We start from the raw sequence: 21,320 nt of genomic DNA on the forward strand, positions 1-21,320 counted from the left end.
TGACTTCAAATATTTCTTGTTCTCATTTTCTCAGCACAAAACTGATGGCCAAGCTGCGCGGACCACTATGTGAGCAAATTGCACATCCGCCTTCTATGATGTGAACTTCACGTACCCCGGCTTCCTCCATAAGTATGTTTCGCAGCCAATTTGCAGTTTTTTGCTCCATGGTGTGAGCAATAATAAATTGAGCCAAATCAATTCGTTCTCTATGTTGAAATATGCTTGTTATAAGATTTCTGATTATTTTACGAGGAGCCCCCCGATATTTAACACCAGAAAGGATCATGCCGTTGGTAACGTACAGGACCGGACGAACACGAAGCATACTTCCAAGCAGGTGCTGAAGATTCCCAACGCGTCCGCCTTTATGAAGATAATCCAGATTATTGACGAGCACGTTCAACTGAACCTGACTGCGCACCCGCTCCAGTTCTTCAATGATGGTCGCTACATTTTCTCCTTTTGCTGCCATACGAGCTGCCATGAGCACATGCATAGCCAAGCCTGCTGATACGTTCAAGGAATCAATAATGGTCACTCGATCAGATGGAAACTCCTTTGCAGCCAGCACTGCGTTCTGATAAGTGGACGACATTTTGGAAGACATGCTGATATATATGATGTCTTCTCCACTTGCGATTGCCGGTATAAAATAATTTAAGAAATCGGAGGGAGAGGGCGCCGCTGTTTTGGGTAAATGCCCCTCCTCTTCAACGCGTTCATACATCTGTTGAGTATTCATATCCAATCGATCCCGATAAGCTGTATTACCAAACACGATGTATAGGGGGATGACCCCTATGTGATAGCTCACCATCCACTCCTCTGGAATATCCGATATGCTATCGGTGAATATATGCACTTTAGCCATTTCATTCACCGGAGACAGCTTCGGCAGCTATGGAATGACTGGGAGACGCACTGGTCACCTTGTTGTTATTATCATTCATCACCGATTCGCCTTCTACATCGATGTTAGGCAACAACCGATCCATCCAGGCAGGTATATACCAGGCGCTTTTCCCAAGAATCGTCATCACCGCTGGCACAAGTGTCATACGTACAATAAATGCATCGACAAGTATGCCAAACGCCAGAGCCAACCCCATGGACTTGATAATCGTATCTTCAGCAAATATAAAGCTCGCGAATACAGCAATCATAATTAAGCCTGCTGCAGTAACCACCGGCCCGCTGTGATTCATCCCGCTTTTTACCGACTGACGTGCATTGCCCGTGTGGGTATAATCTTCACGCATTCGGCTCACAAGGAATACCTCGTAGTCCATGGCCAGCCCGAACAGGATACCTGTGACGAGAATCGGAAGGAAACTCAGCACCGGTCCCGGCTCAGGAATACCAAACAAACTTCCCAGATATCCGTCTTGAATCACCCACACAATAAAACCAAGTGTTGAACCCAGTGTAAACAGAAAACCCAGAACTGCCTTAATTGGCACAAGGATAGATCTAAAAACGAGCATGAGCAGCACAAAAGCCAGGCCAACAATTAACAATGCAAATTTCGGTAATGCTTCCTGCAGTTTTTCTGAAATATCAATATTGACTGCGGTTCCGCCGGTTACCATAATTTCAACATTACTATTTTTTGTAGTCTCATCCGCCTTATCGCGAATCGTTTCCACCAATTCGGTGGTTTTGATATCGTGGGGGCCAGTCTTCGGCAACACAGTAATGATTGCTGCATTACCCGAAGGGCTAGGAATCGGTGGTGTCACACTGGCTACATTGGGCAGCCTAGAGACATATGCCGTTGCCAGGGATATTGACGCCTGAGGATTATCGCCACCATTCGCTTTAGCTACAATCACGAGTGGACCGTTAACCCCTTCACCGAACCCCTCCGCCATCAAGTCATACCCGCGACGTTCTGTCGTCTCCGTTGATTTAAGTCCATTGTCTGGCAAACCGAGCTGCATATGCAGGAACGGAAGTGTGCACATGATCAAGATAGCGATGGATAGAATACTTGTCAGCCAAGGCTTACTGGTTACCATTCGACTCCAGACATTCTCATTTTTTGTATTCTTTTTGCTGCCAGACCATTTTCGCAGCCAGCGATTTTCTCTGGCCGGACTAATGCGGTCACCTGCGGCAGCCAACATCGCCGGCACAAAAATAACAGCAATGAGAACGGCAACAAATACGCTAATGGCTGCAGCCAAGCCCATCATTGTAATGAAGGGAATTTGCACTACGGATAAACCGACCAACGCGATAATAACCGTAAGACCAGCGAATACAACTGATCCACCCGCCGTAGCATTAGCCTGGGCAATTGCGGTTTCACGGTCAAAACCTTCTGCGAGCTGTTGACGATATCGCGAGATAATAAACAAGGCATAATCAATACCAACGGCCAAGGCCAGCATGACAGCTAACGTAATGGAGAACGAGGACATAGATACGAAATTGGAACCAATGACTACGGTCATAAGTCCAATACCAAGTCCGATGACTGCGGTCAGAATAGGTAGTCCCGCAGCAAGAAACGAAGTAAATGTAAACGCCAGAATCATAAAGGCAATCAGGATACCAATGACTTCCGAAACACCGCCAACTTCAATTTCTGAAAAGGCAACACTGCCTCCAAGCTCTGTTTGAATGCCTTCCTTACGCAACGATTCAGCAATCTTTAACATATGCTCTTTCGACTGTTCACCTACTTCAGCAGCCGGCTGAGCGTACGTAATGTCTGCATAACCGATTTTTTTATCCGCACTTAGTGTCATCGTCTCAAACGGACTTGCCACAGCTTGGACCGCGGAATCGGTCTGAGCCTCTTTCAATGCCTGCCGAATATAATTTTTGTTTACCTCCGAGGTCAAAGTTCCCTGTTCCGCTTTGAAAATGAGTCTGATCTGCCCTCCATCATCAGTAGATGGAAATTCAGCGTTCAGTATTTCCCCCGCCTGATCAGACTTTGTTCCAGGTATCGTCATTTCTCCTGTAAACGAGGTACCCATGCCAAGTCCTAGAGAAGCCAACACAATGAGGAGTGCCAGTCCCATCGTAATTACAATTTTTCGTTTTCTCGCCGACCAGGCGCCAAGACGATATAACCATTTCGCCATATTTATTTCTTTCCCCTTTCACTTCACTGAAATCGTGGAGCTGTTATAAGAACAACCCTGTGCACTCATGATAGCGGAAAGTAAAAAATAAAAAATCGTACAAAAGGGCATACCCTTCATGTACGATGGGGCAAGAAACGAATAAGCTATAACGAATACTATCGTTGTTCAATCCGAAGGAAACAGAGCTTTACAAGTGTAAAATCCCCTTCTCCACAGCCACAGCAACCGCTTCTGAACGCGAATTGACACCAAGCTTGTTATATATGTTCGTCAGGTGTGCCTTTACCGTCCGCTCGGCAATTCCCATATCAAATGCAATATCCCTGCTGCGCAAACCACGCGCCACACCTTGTAGAATCAATAGTTCCCTCTCGCTAATCAAGGTGGATTCCTTGTCAATCAGCAGTTGTTGCTCTGCTTTTGTTTTATCTGCAGTCCTGACATGGTACGCAAAAACGCGCGATGAAATTTCAGGCTGAAGCAATGTTTCTCCCCGAATGGCTGATTCCAACGTTCGGAACAAGTGTTCCCGACTCGTATCTTTGAGCAAGTATCCTTTGGCTCCGAGGGAGAGGCCTTCAATCATCAATTCATCCTCATTATACGTCGTAAGAATTATGACGGGGATATGAATCTGTTGCTCATTCATTCGTTTCAATGTATCCAAACCACTGAGTCCACCGGGCATGTTCAAATCCAGGAGAATGACGTCAGGCTGGCTTTCCAGCATCATTCGTAGTGCTTCTGCCCCTTCCTCAACCTCCCCAACAATTTGATAGTCATCACTGGTCTCCAGGATGAGTTTCAACCCTTCACGCACCACCCAATGATCATCCACAATCAGAATGTTATGCTTCATTATGCTTGCTCCTTCTTCACTGGAACGCGCAGCACAATTGTCGTGCCCCGTTTTCCACTGTCAATTTCAATATTGCCGCCAATTAACCTGGCACGCTCATTCATCCCGATCAAGCCATAATGCCCGGATTGTTTACCGATTCGTCCAGTACTAAATCCCTTCCCGTTATCGCTTATGATTAGATAAAACATTTCTAATTCTTCGGACATCGTAATTCTCACGCTTGTTGCCTTGGCGTGCCTGGCTACGTTCATTAACGATTCACTTAAAATATGCAGCATATGCTCCATACCCACTTTGGACATGAGATTAGGAGCCTTGCCCTCCAAAGTAACCCTGATTCCGGTCGCCTGCTGAAAACGTTGGATTTGCTCCTGTATGGCCTCTCCAAAGCTCATGGCCGGTGTTGCTTTGGTTCGCAAATCATCAATGGCTTTGCGTGCATCAGCCAGAGTTTTGCGTGCTTGTCCCATGGAGCTGCGCACGATCTCGTGGGCACGCGGAAAGCTCCCCCTGTTCATGTGTTCATCCACAGCTTCAAGCTGCATAATAATTCCCGCGAGCCCCTGAGCTAACGTATCATGCAAATCTCTCGCCATGCGTTGTCTCTCACTGGTCAGCGTCAATTCCTCTACCTTATTATGCGCCTTTTCCAGCTCATGCAGAAAGGTTAATGTTCGGACACGGGCGTTGACCTGACGATAGAACAGCACCGCATAGGACACCACAACCACAATCATCATTAACAACAGAAGAATTAACAGTGCCACATCTGTCCCGGATCTTGTAAACAGAGTTACTGCACAAAATACGATGTATAATACAAAAGCTACCAGCACCACCTTTGCTGTCTCATAAAAAAGTGCAAAGGACTGCCCAATCAACACAGGGATCAACCCAATCGTTACGGCTGGCATTCCGTCAGGCATTAACATCGCACTGCCATAGATTAAACCGGCTTGAAGCAGTAGGTATAACCATTTCGAACGTTGTATGAGCTTATTCACTTCCCAATAAACAAACGTATGGGCTAACATGGCCAGCACAAAGAATATGCTGGGCATCCATAAGGGAGCTGACATTGTTTGCAGAATGAGAGTGGCTGTAGCGACAAGCCATAGCCAAATCATAATAGGAATACGTGAAGACGCAATAGGGCCCGTTTCTTCATTGATTCGGGATGGATTCGCCTTCTTGGAGATTGTGTTCACGAGATCACCTCTTTGTCAGTCATTATATCCCATATAACCTCCATATAGTTGTACGAGCGGGCATGCCCTTTCGTACATACCCCTTCGTAACGAAAATCGTCCACAAGTTTAACTTATGGACGTAAAAGGTTAAAACTATTTAACTCGCATTTTCATTTTACACAGTACCGAACCAATTCCAACCCTTTCTTTTCATTATGTATTTTTAGTTTATGCGTTCCGCTGGTACATCCAGTTCAGATACCACTTTTTTGTATACGCGGGTTTCCTGCGATGAGTGCAGAGGTGTCCAGACCTGTGCAAAGAATGGATCAACCTTTGCACGCTCCGAATAGTTCCAGCTCTCACGTTCACATACAGGACACCAATGCCCCGCCTCCAGTACTAGTCTCGGACTGGCTTCAAACGTATGTCCGAAAGCGCAAGTAAAGGTTAGCTTGTTGCTCCAGTTGCCGGTCTCCATTTCACCGGATACATACTGCCCTCCCCTGAACGCGGCAGCTTTTTTCAAATCATGCAACTCCAGTTGTTCTTGCGGTTTGGTGTCATCATACCCATGGTCAATCGGAACAACCGTGTTCCAATCCGTGAAATGCCTGAATTCGCTCAGTTTATCAGGAAGCTTCGCCCATTGCTCTTTGCTGCCCCAATAGGCATCGATATGATCCTCTACCTGTTCTTCAATGAATCGCACCGTTCCATGCTCGCTTCGTGCAGGCTTGGAGAACATTTTTCGCATCACACTGCCCATGATGCGCTCACCGAACGGCAGCTTGCACAGTAGCTTGGCTGCGGTACCTTGTGAACCCAGATTCTCCAGATAACAACGATAGAAATAATCCATACCGTCCTGCCGGAAGTTCAGATAATCGTTCAACCGATCAGAATCGAGATAGTACTGTCCATGAAAGTTACGAGTGGCGTACCACTTTGGATGAATGACATGATCCAGATTTTTGAATCCGATCGCACCATATAATACCTGATACATCTCATAGGTACTTACACGGCAAGATTCGCCTCCGCCAATATTGTATACATGACACCAGAAATCCTCCGGAAGGTTACCTGTGAATTCATAATTGCACAAATTCTTCATCATCGTTCCCGAATCGCGGTCAGATACATACTCCAGCACATTGTCCAGGCAATTGTGGAACATGATGGCATCCACTATTTTACTCATGGCTGGGCCCATGATTCCCGTTTGACGCAAACTGACCCAGTATTTCAGCCCGGATTCGATCACAAGACGTTCAGCCGCTATTTTGGAAACCGCATAATAATCGAACATGCTCGGTTTAATCGGATCTCCAACCCGGCCCCAGTGGATGGGTGGCATACGGTCACCTGTCTCGGCAACCGTTCCGATAAAGACCAGTTTGGTATGCTCCTCCTGCCCTTGTTCGAAGATAGCCTGAATCAGATTCTTCGCTGCTCCATAGTTGATGTCCATCGCTTTCTTTGGAAAATAGTCTGCCGCAGGAGATACAAAAGCAGCGATATGGAGAATCAGATCCGCATCTTTCACACATGCCAGCACGGTTTTATAATCCAGAATATCGCCATATGTAATCGTTACTTGCTCCTGATATGGCTCAAGCGCCTGACGATCTTTCTCGGTGTCCAGACATAATGTAACAATGTCGTATAGATGGCTATCATGAACCATTTTTTTCAGACTTTCCTGCCCCATCCCTCCGGATGCACCGGTAATAAATACTCGTTTTTTACTCATTCAAATGACCCTCCCGGATTAATCTGCGTGTTTTCCTGCTGCATTTAAACTGCTATCCCTGATTTCTGGTCAAAGGCGGCGAGCGTAGCTCCAGTCGGAAATTCGTTTGCTCGCGTTTGTTCAATCCCAGATGATCCACCTGCTCCACCTGCTTACGAAGTCCACAAGGTTCGTCGGTCATATATAGAGAGACGGTATGGTCAACCGCGGGATCGGGTTGGTTTTCCAAAAGTCTACGCCAGCCATGAGGGAAACTTTTTCTTCAATAGTCAAATCCTGAACCATAGATTCTCATGACCGCATAGCGTACTCTCTTCCTTGCTGCTCCTATCATTGTAACGAAAATGCAACCACGAATATTGCGAATTTGTTCGGTTTATTTCAGATTTGTATTTAAAATCAATTGACGCCATGTACGTATTTTGTTAGCTTGAAAGTAGATTCGGTAACTACAGAATGCATGAGCATGATTTGTACATGGAGGGCTGTCTGAAGATGTCAAAAATGTCTGGCGAGTTTGATAAAACACTGAAATTTTTATATCAATCCACACTGATTCCTACGTATGTTTACGTTAATCATCAATGTGTTGTCAGCTATCCGGTGCAGGACGTACTAACGCTTCCCCCGCTGGACTACACTTCTCAGCTCGTAGCCTCCAATGAACAGGTATCCTATTTGTCCACTTCCTTTTTTGCGTATTACGGTGCAATTCAAGTGAGCTCGTCCCCGGATACAGTCATTATTGTCGGTCCTGTCAGTCAAATTCCCTACTTGAAGGATACACTCCGGATTATGAAGAAGGAGTTCGTCATTTCAGCTTCAGATGAAGTCCAATTTGAAGTTTTTTTGAAATGGATTCCGCCTATGCAATTGCAGCAATTTCTCAACCATTTGTTAAGCATCCATTATTTCGTCAATGGTGAAGAATTGGAGTATTTTGATCTGCTGAAGCTGGAATCCTTGGAACGAATCAATCATAAGCAAACGGAACGGAATTACGAAAATAAAGAAAGCCGGTACTTTAACAATTCATATGAAATCGAAAACCAGATGTGCTCGTATGTGGAGTCTGGAAACGAGGCAGGTTTGCGGCGTTTTCTGGAACGGCCGTTTGTGACTCATGAAGGCATAACGGCAAGCGACAGCCTGCGTCAGGCCAAAAACATTTACATCGTAACCATTACACTGGCTACAAGAGCGGCCATTCGCGGCAGCCTGGACACTGAAATTGCCTATCAATTGTCAGATCTCTATATCCAGCAAATAGAGCAATTACCTTCATTGGAAGCGATTCAGAATTTTGCGAAGGAAGCCATTTTCAACTTTGCCAGAAGAGTACAGGGAGCAAAATACAACATTCCAGTAGACCACAGCATGAGCCGAATTATTCAATATGTGTTCAAAAGTGTAAATCAGCCTTTAACGGCAACGCATATAGCTCAGCAATTCGGATACAGCCGAACCCATCTCTCCACGGTGTTCAAAAAAAATGTTGGCACATCCCTGCATCAATTCATCGTTGACTGTAAACTAAAAGAAGCCCAGCATTTGCTTGTTTTTACGAACAAGCCCATCAGTGAAATTAGCAGCTACTTGTGCTTCTCCAGTCAGAGCCATTTTCAGACGGTATTCAAGCGTGCTGTACATTTGTCTCCGTTGCAATACAGAAAGCATCATCAGGGAATACACTCTGGTTAAAGCTTCCGTTAAAGTGAACATTGCAACATTGCACAAAAAAGCGCACTTGTCAGATGATCACAAGCACGCTGAACTTTGAATTCTGAAGCCTCAACCTCATCCTATCTTCTTCGGTTAACATTCTTGAGGCATATGCCAGGTCAAAACGACTACTATTTGTTTCATAGCAATTGCCTGTTAATATACGACTGGAAGAGCTGTCAGCCCCCGGATAATCATCCCTGGTCTCCACTCCAGCAATTGCGGATCTCTGTTTAACCTTATCTCCGGCAGCTGGCGAAGCAACGCATTGATCGCTATCTCGCCTTCCAGTCTCGCAAGCGGAGCACCTAGACAATAATGGATGCCTTTACCAAAGGCAATGTGATCGTTAACCTTGCGGGTAATGTCGAATGTATCAGGTTCTTCGTAATGAGCAGAGTCCCGATTCGCTGACGATAACGCAACAAGCATCATGTCACCCTGACGAATTTGCTTACCTTCAAACTCCATGTTTTCTGTTGCCCAACGAATATTGCTAATCTCGGCCGGACCATTATAACGCAGCACTTCCTCCACCGCCGACTGAATCAGCTCTGGCTGCTCCATAAGCAGCTGTTTCTGTTGTGGATGCTCCAGTAATGCTAGCATACCGTTTCCGATCAGATTCACCGTTGTTTCATGTCCCGCAATAATGAGTACGAATACAAGCGCGTACAACTCCTGCTCGGTAAGTTTATCGCCTTCTTCTTCGATGCTGATGAGATCACTGATGAGATCCTGTTGCAGGTGATTGCGTCGCTGTGTAATCAATTCACGAAGGTAGTCCACAAAAGCTTTCATCACATCATCGCTCTCCTGGCTCATTTGCGGATTGCTGACCCCTTCCATAATGGTGTTGGACCATCTTCTGAATTGCTCCTGATCCTCCAGTGGAACGCCTAACATTTCACAAATGACGATAATCGGCAATGGAAAGGCATAGTCCTCAATCAGGTCCAACTCTCGCTTGTTGCCTGCCTTGATCTTCTCCAGCAAATCATCGCTTATTTCGGTAATTCGTCCCCTCAGCCTTTCAATCATGCGGGGTGTGAATGCCTTCTGGATTAATCGTCTTAATCGACGATGATCTTCAGGACCTACGCTAATCAGATTCCTCAGAATTATCGCCTGATGTGGAGGGAGGCTCCCCCCGACTTCATCATCTCGGCTATCGGAAGCCCCGGTCACAAAACGGCTGTCCTGCAAAATTTTGACGGCATCCTCGTATCGGGTAACCATCCAGGCAGCATGCCCGCTTGGCAACAAAAGGCGATGGACGGGTTCTTCGGCACGCAATTTTTCATAGACAGGAAAGGGCTGCTGAATGAAAGATTGATCCATAAAATCAACGTTGGAATCGGACTTACCCTGATTTTCATTGATAAACATCGGAACGCCTCCCAAAATGATATTGATAATATCAATACAATATTAAGACTACCATTTTGAGGTATCATTTTCAAATAACTTCAATTAATTCCATAGATTCATTGTCCATTGTTTTCTCTCTGTCCAATCTGTATCGTTTTACTATCTAACTGTTGCGGCGTTCCTCCAGTTCCTTTACAATCTGAGGATATTTCTCATCCAGATCGTACTTGCGCAAACAAAGATACGTAAGGACAAAAATCGCCAAAGGAAGATATACCGTCAGAACCAGAATACTCGTCATTGCTGAATCCGTCTGGGATGCCAGCGTTCCATCGTAATGCCCGATTGCGAGAATCCAGCCAATTAATGCAGCTGCCAGGCCGATGCCAATTTTCATACCAAAGCTGTTTGCGCTGTTAATCATACCTACCAAACGTTTGCCCGTTTTCCATTCACCGTACTCCACCGTGTTATTCACCAGTACACCTCCCACAGCCATCATCGGAATGGTTGCCAATGTCGAGATGCCCCCCAGAACTAAAGCTGCGATAAAATGATATGGCATAAAGCAACGAATGAAGGATGCAACGATGCCTAGCATCAACCCAATGCGTGCTGTCCTTGCGAGTCCAAATCTTTTGATCATGGGACCTACCATCACGAAACCCAAAAATACGGGAATGAGACCGATTGCTCCCATAATTCCAATAAGATCCTCATTCCCCAGAATGTACTTCGTATAATAGATTCCAGTTGATCCGTTTAGCGTATACATCATGTTAATCAACAGCTGAGCGAACAGCATGATAATCCAGTACTTGTTTCTAAATAAAAGCCGGATGCTCTCCCAAAATGGAATGTTATCGCTTTCAACTATATTTATGCCTGCATTGTCTTCCTTCGACGCCAGAAAAGTAAGAATCAAGGAAATAAAGGATACCGTACCCAAAATTACAGCAACGATAATCCAGGCCTTCTGATTTCCACCCAGCATGTTGGTAATCGGAATCAATGCAATAGAGATAATCATGCCAATAATATAACCAAAGATCGTGCGGGTAAGGCCCATTTTGCTGCGTTCCTCAACACTTCTCGTACGGATTGCCATTAAGCTTCCGTAAGGGATACCGATCCCCGTGGACACAATGGCTGAAGCAAAAACAACCGTTATTAACGCATAAAGGGTTTTTACAGCGGTTGAAGCTTCAGATGGGACGGTAAACAGTAATATAATTGAAGCCATCGCCGGAAGTGCCATCCACAGAATCCATGGACGTGCTTTCCCATATTTTGATTTTGTTGAATCAATTACTTTGCCCATAATTAAATCCGAGACAGCATTAATAATTTTGGTAATAAGCATAATCGTACCTACCGTAGCGGCTGTAATTCCTACCTTGTCCGTATAAAAATACGTTAACATGCCGATCAATCCGCCAATCGAGTTTAAGGCGACTTGTGCAGCACCATCGCCAAGATAGTGGTAAGGTCGCATCGTTTTTTGAATGCCTTGAGCATCCAAACCCAATACTCTGGGTTGTTTCTTTTGGTTTACAACCGGCGTGTTAAAAATATTTCGTTCTGCCTTCATTGTGCTCCCCCTATTCAATTCGCTGTATGGTACCGCTTTCAAAACATATTGTAGTCCTGTAATGGATCTAAATATGGTACTGTCATGCTTTTTTTAGTAATTTCATTTTAGTTGCATATCTTTTTTACCATCGTCTCGAATATGCAACTGGAGGTCCCATTTTTTTGCAACACAAAGTGACACTGTCCGCTCGCAGTGCCACTGATTTCAGTGTATCGAATTTCCAATTACAGCTTCCCTGCATTGAGCGTATGGCAGACTGTACGGAATAGCTGTTCCATCTCGGCAGGTGCATTCGCCAGCATTTCGCTTAAAGATAAATCATAGGCATACTGAATCATTGGATGATCAAGCATGCCTGGTGCATGCTCATTCAACATCTGAACGGCTGCCGGTTCTTCCACAATCTCCTTGAGTGTCGAGTCCATCGTATAGCGTTCTCGTTCCAGACTGGTTTGCGTAGCATATTCAAAAATATAAGAACCGGAGCCAACCTCCACATGCTCTGCTTTTTCGGGTAGTACAATGATGGCTGTCGAATTGGCCGGAATGGTTACACGAACGACTATCTTGCCAGCCATGCATGACCATGAGCTTTTAATCTCACCATAAACGGACTGATAGGCAGACTCTACCCAGGTAACTCCAATGATGAATTGAGGCTTGATTAAGATTTTCTTAAAGCCTGCTTCAAGCTGGTTGATTCCTGCTAATTTCCTATACATCCACTCACCGATCGAGCCATAAGCGTAATGATTTAAAGAATTCATCCCAGATGTATCAAAGTCGCCATTAGGCAGGATGGAATTCCACCGTTCCCAGATCGTCGTTGCTCCTTTTTTCACGGCATATAGCCAGGATGGAAAATCCTCTTTCAGAAACAGCGTACCGGCAAGATCATGCAGATCATTGTCCGACAAGACGTGACATAGATATGGAGTGCCGACAAAACCTGTCGTGAGATGATTTTTATGTTTTGCAATATTGCTTTCAAGCGTTTTGCAGATTCGCTCCCTGTACTTCTCCTCCGCCAGATTGAAATGTAACGCTAACACACAGGCCGTTTGAGTTTCGCTAACCAGTCTGCCGGTTGAAGAAATGTATTCGGCATTGAACGCTTGTTTAATCTCGCTATACAGTTTTTCGTAACGAACGACATCTGTGGTTTTCCCCAGAAGCTTGGCCGTCTTGGCAACCAATTCGGTGGAATACGCATAGTAAGCATTGGCGACCAGATAAATATCTGTAGCCCCTGTTCTCTCGTTGCTGAATTCCTCCTTGTCCAGCCCTAACCAGTCACCATATTGGTACCCGGTCTGCCACAGCCCATTGGCCCCGCAACGTAACGAAATATAGTCGATCCAGCCCTTCATGCTGTCATATTGCTCTTCCAGTAGCCGGAGGTCCCCATAAGTCTGGTACATCACCCAAGGAACAATAACGGCCGCATCGCTCCAAGCTGCCGCCCCCTCCTGATTCCCAAGAATATTAGGGACGACATGCGGGACGCCGTATTCTTCAGACTGCTCCGATGCAAGGTCTCGCAGCCATTTGGCAAAGAAGGAAGCAACATTCATGTTAAACGCAGCAGTACCGGCGAACACCTGGGCATCCCCTGTCCATCCCAAACGCTCGTCTCGTTGCGGGCAATCCGTCGGGATATCCAGAAAGTTGCCTTTTTGGCTCCATCGGATGTTGTTAACCAATTGGTTTACCAGCGGGTTTGAAGTCTTCAGGCTGCCCGTTTCCTCCAGATGGGAATGCAGCACACAAGCTGTAAAGTGTTCAGGCTGCACCACCTCCAGTCCCTCAATGGCAATATAGCGAAAACCGTGGAATGTAAAATGTGGACGGAAGGTTTGTTCCTCGCCATTACAGATGAAGCGATTAATGGATACTGCCTGTCTCAAGGTCTCAGGATAAAAGTTTCCTTCCTTATCCAGCACCTCGGCGTGTCGGATTGTAATGACTTGACCTTTACATCCCGATACCTTGAACTCGACAAATCCCGTCAGAATTTGACCGAAGTCGAGAACCTGCTCCCCTTTTGGCGTTGTAATCCTTTGCTGCGCTGAACGTTTTTCGATAATTTGTACAGGCTCGTTTTCCTGGGCAACCAGCCGGTTGTTATCAAAAGAAGCCAGCACGACTTGAGATAACTGCCCTTCTTCATAACAAGAATCATATGTTTCGCCCATATAAATTTCGCTGGAACGAATCGGTCCGGTTGCCACCTTCCAGGTTTCATCTGTAGTTATGACGTCTTTTGTTCCATCGGTATAGTCAATATGAAGCTCCGCAAGTGCAGCAACCTGATCCCCGTAATGGTCGGGCGTACAGGTAAATCCAAAAATGCCTTTGTACCAACCGTTTCCTACAGTAATTTCTATTTTATTTTCTTTCTCAAGCATGCCTTCCACAGGGTACGTCTGATATTGCAAACGCTCGTTATAATTCGTCCAGCCAGGGGTGAAATAACGGTCTCCCACTTTCAAACCATTGATAGCGATTTCATAAATCCCCAGGCATGATGCGTAAATGCGGGCTTGCTGAATTTTTTTGCTTAGGTTAAACGTTTTGGTGAAAACGGGTGGGGCGGTCTCTTCGGTTGGAAAAGGATGCGATATCCACTGCGCCTGAAAGTTGCTGCCCTTCATTAAACCGGTCTCGAAATACCCCGCAGTGGATGCATGCTGGCCTTGGTTATCCCAAACTTCAACATGAACCGGATACCGGGTTGAGGCCTGCAAATAAGGACCCGCATATTCGACCAGAACGGAGGTATCAGCGTCCACCCTTCCTGAATCCCAGACCATCTCCCCTTCCTGTGTGACAACGATCCGATATGCGGATTGCATCACACCTTGCTCTGCGGACCCGATTTGCCATGAAAACCTGGGTCTGCTCGTATCCAGTCCGATTGGATTCTCCATGTATTCAACACGAAAGTTTTTCAGTTCCATCTGTGAACCACCTTTCAGCCCTAGTTAGCTCAGCTCTATTACCTGTTATCGCTTACTTTAGTTATTATAGTGATTATTCTGCATGCAATATGGTAGTATGATTGTGATTTTAGAAATCTGATGGAATCAGACATAAAAAGGAGGCCTTTACACCAATGCAGCTGTTGCAGCGTCAATGCAAGCTCATTGCTGAGCTTTTTGACATGTCTATTTTTTGTGTGAATACCCGCGGAGAGATTGTATTGGAGTGGCTGGGGGATCGGATACTTAATCCACTTTACGGCAACGACAAGCAATTTTTCTTTCGGTTATTAGGCTTTGACCCCACGGTTCGCAGAGAACGGCCCGCTATTATAAAAACAATGTTCTTTGAGAACTACCTTCTTATTCCATTTGTTCATGATTCCAATGAAGAAGAGACCGTTATTTTAGGCCCCTGCCTCCCATTTGCTCTGTTCGAACATAAGATTAACGGGCTTATTAACGACACTCATCTTTTTGCGAACCGGGAACACGTATTTCATTATTATCAATCTGTTCCTGTCATTTCCCATGAGCAGCTGATCAAAATTGTGATTTCGGTAAACCAGATGCTCAACCATACATGGATTGAGGCCGAGGGCATAGCACAGGTTCCTTTACAGGGAATGTCCATACAGGAATATAGCCAGCCGGGTTCCATGTATCCCTCACCAAACGACGAAGAGGCACCGCATCATAATCCGTTAAACGAGAAGAAGTTATTAACCATTGTCAGGGAAGGTAAAATGGAGGCACTTGGCGAGTTTTCGCAGCTTGGGTATGAGAATACGGGAGTGCTGTCCAAATCAAGCCATATCCGATCTAAAAAAAATCTCGGCATCATCGGTATTGCCCTTGCTGCCAGAGCCGCAATTGACGGCGGGCTCTACTCGGAGATCGCTTTCTCGGAAAGTGACCGCTATATACAGCGCCTTGAGGATTTGAGGACTGATCAGGACATTGATCAATGTTGTCTGGAAGCTTTTTACTCCTTAACCGAGAAGGTATCTCTTGTCAAAGAAACGCGGCATTCCAAAATCGTGACGTTATGCAAAAACTATATATACAACCATCGTTATTCTAAAATCTCACATGAAGAAATCGCTGTGCATGCGGGCATCAGCGCCAATTATCTTTCTGTGCTTTTTAAGAAAGAGGTCGAAATCTCCGTAAATGAATATATTCAGCAGATCAAAATTGAGGAAGCCAAACATATGATTCGGTTTACAAGCACTCCCTTGTCTGAAATCGGTTCCCTTTTGTGTTTTACGGATCAGAGCTATTTCACCAAAATCTTCAAAAAACATACGGGCAAAACGCCTAAACAATATCAACAAACGCATCATCTGATCGAACAATAAGCCCGGCAATCGCCGGGCGCTTGTTTAGACTGCTCGTATTCAGCTGTTCACAGCTGCAAGAATGTGTTGAAGTGTCTCCTCTGTAAACTGTCCGTTGCTCATCAGTGCGGCATTATGCAATGTGGTTCCCATAATCAATTCCTGCATGCCTTCTCCAAGCCCGGCATCATTTGTATCATATCGCCCCATCGCCCCCATGATCTCCGCTCCGGCAGGATGCTGAAGCAACTCGCCAAACGTGGAGTGCCTGGTTATTTTCAGGGTATGAACAACACTTGACTCTACTCTCACCGTTTCAACAAGTACAATCTCTCTTGAAGATTTACCGATTAAAATATTGAAATTCCCCGTCTCTACATGCCAATCTTTTAACTTAACGTCATAGTAAGCAAAGGCTCTTTTGTCCAATTCGAATTGAACCGTTTTCTCTTCCCCGGGCTGAAGTAAGATTTTGGCGTAGCCCTTCAATTCCTGAACCGGACGGGGGATCGTTGATTCTACATCGCGTACATACAGCTGAACAGCCTCTTTCCCGACTACTGTACCTGTGTTTTTAATGGTTACAGCTACCCTTACGCTATCGGTATCTGTGATCTGTTTATGGCTAACCTCCATTTTGCTGTATTCAAATTGCGTGTAGCTCAGACCAAATCCGAATGGAAACAAAGGCTCTACATCCCTTGTATCATAATGACGGTAGCCCATAAATATACCTTCCCGATATTCGGCAGTCTCGCCGTCCCCGGGGAAATGCAAATAAGATGGATTGTGCATCATCTTTTTGGGGAAAGTTTCAGCCAGCTTACCACTCGGATTTACACTTCCAAAGAGAATGTCAGCGATTGCTCCACCCAATGCCTGTCCCCCCAGATATGCCTCTAATACACCTTTAACGTTGTCCAGCCAAGGCATTTCAATAGGACCACCGTTGCTAAGAACAACTACGATATTGTCTTGTACCTTCGCAATGGCTTTAATTAAAGCGGTATGATTCTCTGGCAAGTGAAGGTGTTTCCGGTCAAACCCTTCCGATTCATAACGTTCAGGCAGCCCGGCAAAAATAACCGCCACTTGTGCTTTTTTGGCATGGTCCACGGCTTCTTGAAGCAGCTGTTCGTCTACCTCATCTTCGTTCGGAGCATAACCCGCGGCATATGAGATGTTTGCATTCGAGCCAGCGATTTTAAGAATTTCTTCATAAATATTATCAAGATTCGTCGGCGTGATATGGGAGCTTCCGCCTCCCTGATAGCGTGCTTTTTGGGCAAACGCTCCGATAACCGCAATGGAATCGTCGGTTTTCAGAGGAAGAATGCTTGCTTCATTTTTAAGCAGGACCATACATTCTCCGGCAATCTCTCGAGCCAACTGATGCTGTGCTTCTACATCTACGGAGACTCTATCCCGTTGGTTATTTACAGCCTTGAATACAAGGGACAATATTCTCTCAACAGACTGATCCAGCACTGCATCGCTCAATTGACCGGATTGAATGGCCTCCATTATTTTTTGGTATCCGATTCCGTTGCTATAAGGCATCTCCAGATCCATTCCGGCTGCTAACCCAAGGTCCCTTTCATTAACAGCTCCCCAGTCGGAAACCACTGCACCTTCAAACTGCCACTCTTCACGGAGAATATCAGTCAATAATCGGCTGTTCTCGGAACAAAAGGCACCGTTTACCTGGTTATACGCAGCCATGACGGTCCATGGCTTCCCCTCTTTGATGGCAATTTCAAAGCTAGCCAGATAAATCTCGCGCAAAGTCTGTTCATCGACCACGGCATCGACGGACATTCGCTTGAATTCCTGATTGTTGACAGCGAAATGTTTAATGGAGGTGCCTACACCCTCGCTCTGTACGCCTTGAATGTAGCTTGCTGCCAAAGTCCCCGACAAATAGGGATCTTCGGAATAGTATTCGAAATTCCGGCCGCATAGCGGTGAACGCTTGATATTCACACCTGGCCCCAAAACGATTGAAATACCGGCCGCGGCCGCTTCTTCTCCGATGGCCTTCCCCATTTTGTGGGCAAGCTCACGATTCCATGACGAGGCAAGTCCACTTCCGGAAGGAAAGCAAGTAGCCGGAACGCTTTTGTTTAAGCCTAAGTGATCCGCACTCCCCTCTTGTTTTCTGAGCCCGTGAGGGCCGTCCGTCATCATAATAGAAGGGACGCCCAGGCGTTCATATGATTTGGTGTGCCAGAAATCTTTACCTGAGCAAAGTTCCACTTTCTCTTCCAAACTCATTTGATTGATGATTTTTTGCACATTTTGCTCCATTCGCTCTCCTCCGTTGGTATACACATTGTCGAAACCGTTTGCCATTTTAGAATAAATGAAATGCATCCATTATTATGGTAAAATCGTTTCTTTTTTAGAAAATTACTCCGCAAGAATCAATTCGTTTTTCATTCATCTCTCTGCGTGAGCTAATGTGAGGTCACCTTAGACAGCCTAACCGCCATATATTTCCTGCCAGGCAGCGAAAGCCTGAAGTCCCCTTCATACACATCGGGGAGTTCATGGATGGTCATCTTCCACGTGTCAATCACCTCAGCGTTGTAACGGATTCCGGGCTCAAGAGCTCCTCCAGGGCTCTCTTCCACAATACGTTGGAGAAAGGCTAGTCTTTCAGAACTCGCTCGGGACAAGATTCCCCCCTTGGACAACCAATCAATCCTTGCGGGATACCCAGCAGCCTGAGGCGGTTGAAAAAACAAATGTGTCACACGTACACACCACCAAAAAATCCGGTTAACATCCATTCAAACAAAGCAAAGACAAACGGACGAAGCAGAGATACATTCTGCTTCGTCCGTTTGCCTTTATTGGTTAGTTTTCAATTCCATGCCATGTGTGATTTCTTTTAAAGTTTGAATGGATTGTTTCAACCAGCCCTTCTCCTGCTCTGACAACTCGGGCATTAAGATCTGTTGTATGCCTCCACGGTTCACAATGGAAGGAAGGCCAGCAAACACATCCTCTTCCTCCAGGTACACAGACAGTGGCAGGATGCTGTTCTCATGATTCAATATGGCTTTGGTTATTCGAGTCAATGACATGCCAATTGCATAAAAGGTCGCTCCTTTGCGGTCGATCACTTCGTATGCAGCATCCCGTACGCCCTCGAATATGTCCTGTAATGCCTGTTTGTCCTCTGGATTGTTGCGTCGTCTCAGATACCTCTCCAATGGATCCACACCAATATCCACCTGCGACCATACGGGTAATTCGCTATCGCCATGCTCCCCTATAATTACTGCGTGCACGTTCCGGGGGTCAACCTCGAAATATTCTCCTAACAAATAACGGAATCGTGCACTATCCAAAGTTGTGCCAGAGCCAATAACGCGAGATTTATCCAACCCCGATGCTTTCCAGGCTACATGTGTCAATACATCAACGGGGTTTGATGCAATCAGAAGCAGACCGTTAAAACCACTGGCCATAACCTCTGACACAATATGTTGCATAACGGCTTTATTTTTTCCGATTAATTCCATTCGTGTTTCTCCAGGCTTCTGCGGAAGCCCGGCAGTAATAACAACAATATCCATATTCGTACAGTCTGAATAATGACCATTCGTGATCTTGGTTGGCGTAGGTGCAAACGGTATGCCGTGGGATAAGTCCATCGCCTCACCCTCTGCCCTCTTCTCATTAATATCAATTAATAGCAATTCCTCGGCAACCCCTTGGTTTAGCATGGCATATGCATAAGAGCAACCTACTGCACCTGTGCCAACAACGGCAACACGATTAATTTTGTTTCGAATCACCCTAACACCCCATAAACGATATAGTTAACTACACAAACAATGACCAGAAATGCAATGCTGATGCCAATAGTACTTTTAAATATCTGACCCTCTTTTCCTGTGAGCCCTACGGCTGCAACCGCTACTGCAACGGATTGCGGGCTAATCATCTTCGCGATATCCCCACCAATCACATTAGCCGCAACCAGCGCCGTTGCATCTATGCCGATCTGTCCTGCTGTGACGACTTGCAACGGCGCAAACAAGGAACCACTATTAACGACTGAACCGGTTAGAAAAACACCCAGCCAGCCCAAAACAGGAGAGAACAATGGGAACAGCGTATTGGTGGAAGCAAACGCGATGCCCAGTGTAGAGGACATTCCGGAGTAGTTTGAGATGTAGGCAAAAGCCAGGACGGCACAAATAGTAAGGATGGGAGCCTTTAATTCCTTAATGGTTTCCTGAAATGCCGCTTTTACGGTCTGTCCATCCACTCGAAAAAGCCAGATTGTCAACAGTCCCGCTATAAGTATGGCTGTGGCCGTTGATGTTAATACGTCAAATTTAAAAATAGCCGCATAAGGAGATGCCTCCGATACAACCGGTGGTGATCTGACAATTCCATTATGCAGCGTGGGGATCGGCACCTTTATTACTCCGAACTCGATTCTTGAGAAAATGATAACAAGAGCGGTCAATATGTAATATGGTGCCCATGCTTTGCCAATCACCTTAAGAGATTTCCTGAATTTGGGCTTGGAGTAAAACGCGAGCGACAACATAGCAACGATGGCGGATATGATATCAACCAGCACTGCACCCAGCGTAATTAATATTACAAATTGAGTTACCGCAAACGCTCCCGCACAGATCGCAGTTGGCACCAGCGTCTGTCGAACACCCCGAACACCATCAGCCAAAAATACCAATATGAACGGGATGATGAAGCTAATAACGGGCACAATCATTGCCGTTTTGATGGCAACATCAAGGGAGTCAACACCGGTTAACTCCGCGGGAACCGTTACGGGGATACCCATTGCGCCATAGGCACCACCAGCGATATTTGCCACCAGGCAAATGGCTGCAGCTTTAACCGGATTAAACCCTAACCCAATCAGCATGATTGACGTAATTGCAACAGGAGCACCAAAGCCGGCCACCCCCTCCAAAAATGCGCCAAAGCAATACGCTATCAAAAGCACTTGCAGCCGTTTGTCACTCGTAACATCGGTGATGCTGTCCTTGATAATCTCGAATTGTCCTGTTTTGACGGTTAACTTATACAGCAGTATGGCAAATACCACAATGGCCGCAACCGGCCAGATGCCCGCCAATACACCGAAAATGGCGGACCAAATCCCCTTAATCAGTGGTAACCCATATACGAGCACGGCCAGAACTAAAGCAAGAAGTGCAGCAAACACTCCTGCAATAAAGGCCCTCATTTTGAACATGGTCAGTGCGACAATGAAAAACATGATCGGGATGGCAGCCACAATTGCAGACAGCCAAATGTTCCCTACCGGATTGTATATTTGCTCAAAAGCGCCCATATGTCTCACCTCGTTCATTTTTGGTGATAGTATGAGTGTTTTTCTTTGTTTTTTATTCG

15 protein-coding genes are annotated in these 21,320 nt (G+C 45.8%); 2 read left to right on the plus strand and 13 right to left on the minus strand.

Features of this window, described 5'->3' with window-relative positions; genetic code table 11:
* Positions 1 to 22: 22 nt before the first annotated feature.
* From RS891_RS17225 to RS891_RS17250, 6 genes are all read right to left on the minus strand, one after another.
* The gene (locus RS891_RS17225) at positions 23 to 874 is read right to left on the minus strand and encodes a DegV family protein (protein WP_315792564.1); all 852 of its coding nucleotides are present in this window, start codon (positions 872 to 874) and stop codon (positions 23 to 25) included.
* A 1-nt stretch (position 875) separates the two neighbouring features.
* Complete coding sequence (locus RS891_RS17230) at positions 876 to 3,098, minus strand: MMPL family transporter (RefSeq protein WP_315792565.1); 2,223 nt, start codon at positions 3,096 to 3,098, stop codon at positions 876 to 878.
* A 190-nt stretch (positions 3,099 to 3,288) separates the two neighbouring features.
* Entirely contained in the window at positions 3,289 to 3,960 is a 672-nt protein-coding gene (locus tag RS891_RS17235; protein ID WP_315792566.1) for a response regulator, read from the minus strand.
* Complete coding sequence (locus tag RS891_RS17240; protein WP_315792567.1) at positions 3,960 to 5,171, minus strand: sensor histidine kinase; 1,212 nt, start codon at positions 5,169 to 5,171, stop codon at positions 3,960 to 3,962. The genes RS891_RS17235 and RS891_RS17240 overlap by 1 nt, the downstream gene beginning before the upstream one ends.
* A gap of 205 nt (positions 5,172 to 5,376) precedes the next feature.
* The gene (locus RS891_RS17245; RefSeq protein ID WP_315792568.1) at positions 5,377 to 6,909 is read right to left on the minus strand and encodes an NAD-dependent epimerase/dehydratase family protein; all 1,533 of its coding nucleotides are present in this window, start codon (positions 6,907 to 6,909) and stop codon (positions 5,377 to 5,379) included.
* Between the two features lie 52 nt (positions 6,910 to 6,961).
* Positions 6,962 to 7,138 carry a hypothetical protein gene (locus RS891_RS17250; protein ID WP_315792569.1) on the minus strand — a complete coding sequence of 59 codons (177 nt, stop codon included), beginning with the start codon at positions 7,136 to 7,138 and terminating at the stop codon, positions 6,962 to 6,964.
* A 266-nt stretch (positions 7,139 to 7,404) separates the two neighbouring features.
* On the opposite strand from RS891_RS17250, the gene RS891_RS17255 reads away from it, so the two are divergent.
* Entirely contained in the window at positions 7,405 to 8,610 is a 1,206-nt protein-coding gene (locus tag RS891_RS17255) for a helix-turn-helix domain-containing protein (RefSeq protein ID WP_315792570.1), read from the plus strand.
* A gap of 177 nt (positions 8,611 to 8,787) precedes the next feature.
* On the opposite strand, the gene RS891_RS17260 is transcribed toward RS891_RS17255, so the two are convergent.
* From RS891_RS17260 to RS891_RS17270, 3 genes are all read right to left on the minus strand, one after another.
* Positions 8,788 to 10,020, minus strand: a complete 1,233-nt coding sequence (locus tag RS891_RS17260; RefSeq protein WP_315792572.1) for a cytochrome P450 family protein — start codon at positions 10,018 to 10,020, stop codon at positions 8,788 to 8,790.
* Between the two features lie 145 nt (positions 10,021 to 10,165).
* Positions 10,166 to 11,593, minus strand: coding sequence for an MFS transporter (locus tag RS891_RS17265; protein ID WP_315792573.1), 1,428 nt, complete (start codon positions 11,591 to 11,593; stop codon positions 10,166 to 10,168).
* Positions 11,594 to 11,820: 227 nt separating this feature from the next.
* A complete protein-coding gene (locus tag RS891_RS17270) occupies positions 11,821 to 14,556 on the minus strand; it encodes a family 78 glycoside hydrolase catalytic domain (RefSeq protein ID WP_315792574.1) in 2,736 nt (911 codons plus the stop codon).
* Between the two features lie 155 nt (positions 14,557 to 14,711).
* On the opposite strand from RS891_RS17270, the gene RS891_RS17275 reads away from it, so the two are divergent.
* A complete protein-coding gene (locus RS891_RS17275) occupies positions 14,712 to 15,938 on the plus strand; it encodes a helix-turn-helix domain-containing protein (protein WP_315792575.1) in 1,227 nt (408 codons plus the stop codon).
* Between the two features lie 39 nt (positions 15,939 to 15,977).
* Here RS891_RS17275 and RS891_RS17280 read toward each other — a convergent pair whose 3' ends face one another.
* From RS891_RS17280 to RS891_RS17290, 4 genes are all read right to left on the minus strand, one after another.
* On the minus strand, positions 15,978 to 18,224 hold the full coding sequence (locus RS891_RS17280) for a glycoside hydrolase family 3 C-terminal domain-containing protein (RefSeq protein ID WP_315792576.1): 2,247 nt from the start codon (positions 18,222 to 18,224) through the stop codon (positions 15,978 to 15,980).
* Positions 18,225 to 18,373: 149 nt separating this feature from the next.
* The gene (locus RS891_RS31700; protein WP_397386845.1) at positions 18,374 to 18,709 is read right to left on the minus strand and encodes a DUF5605 domain-containing protein; all 336 of its coding nucleotides are present in this window, start codon (positions 18,707 to 18,709) and stop codon (positions 18,374 to 18,376) included.
* A gap of 60 nt (positions 18,710 to 18,769) precedes the next feature.
* Positions 18,770 to 19,720: an L-lactate dehydrogenase gene (locus tag RS891_RS17285; RefSeq protein ID WP_315796349.1), complete on the minus strand. Its 951-nt coding sequence runs from the start codon at positions 19,718 to 19,720 to the stop codon at positions 18,770 to 18,772.
* Positions 19,720 to 21,261, minus strand: coding sequence for an L-lactate permease (locus tag RS891_RS17290; RefSeq protein WP_315792577.1), 1,542 nt, complete (start codon positions 21,259 to 21,261; stop codon positions 19,720 to 19,722). The genes RS891_RS17285 and RS891_RS17290 overlap by 1 nt, the downstream gene beginning before the upstream one ends.
* Between the last annotated feature and the right edge of the window lie 59 nt (positions 21,262 to 21,320).

Source organism: Paenibacillus sp. BIC5C1 (assembly GCF_032399705.1).
GTDB lineage: Bacteria > Bacillota > Bacilli > Paenibacillales > Paenibacillaceae > Paenibacillus > Paenibacillus taichungensis_A.

What these genes read in the sequence shown, in the direction of transcription:
- RS891_RS17225 (WP_315792564.1), bottom strand. Translation starts at nt 874, where the DNA reads ATGGCTAAAGTGCATATATTCACCGATAGCATATCGGATATTCCAGAG.
- RS891_RS17230 (WP_315792565.1), bottom strand. Translation starts at nt 3,098, where the DNA reads ATGGCGAAATGGTTATATCGTCTTGGCGCCTGGTCGGCGAGAAAACGA.
- RS891_RS17235 (WP_315792566.1), bottom strand. Translation starts at nt 3,960, where the DNA reads ATGAAGCATAACATTCTGATTGTGGATGATCATTGGGTGGTGCGTGAA.
- RS891_RS17245 (WP_315792568.1), bottom strand. Translation starts at nt 6,909, where the DNA reads ATGAGTAAAAAACGAGTATTTATTACCGGTGCATCCGGAGGGATGGGG.
- RS891_RS17255 (WP_315792570.1), top strand. Translation starts at nt 7,405, where the DNA reads ATGTCAAAAATGTCTGGCGAGTTTGATAAAACACTGAAATTTTTATAT.
- RS891_RS17260 (WP_315792572.1), bottom strand. Translation starts at nt 10,020, where the DNA reads ATGTTTATCAATGAAAATCAGGGTAAGTCCGATTCCAACGTTGATTTT.
- RS891_RS17265 (WP_315792573.1), bottom strand. Translation starts at nt 11,593, where the DNA reads ATGAAGGCAGAACGAAATATTTTTAACACGCCGGTTGTAAACCAAAAG.
- RS891_RS17270 (WP_315792574.1), bottom strand. Translation starts at nt 14,556, where the DNA reads ATGGAACTGAAAAACTTTCGTGTTGAATACATGGAGAATCCAATCGGA.
- RS891_RS17275 (WP_315792575.1), top strand. Translation starts at nt 14,712, where the DNA reads ATGCAGCTGTTGCAGCGTCAATGCAAGCTCATTGCTGAGCTTTTTGAC.
- RS891_RS17280 (WP_315792576.1), bottom strand. Translation starts at nt 18,224, where the DNA reads ATGGAGCAAAATGTGCAAAAAATCATCAATCAAATGAGTTTGGAAGAG.
- RS891_RS31700 (WP_397386845.1), bottom strand. Translation starts at nt 18,709, where the DNA reads ATGGATGTTAACCGGATTTTTTGGTGGTGTGTACGTGTGACACATTTG.
- RS891_RS17290 (WP_315792577.1), bottom strand. Translation starts at nt 21,261, where the DNA reads ATGGGCGCTTTTGAGCAAATATACAATCCGGTAGGGAACATTTGGCTG.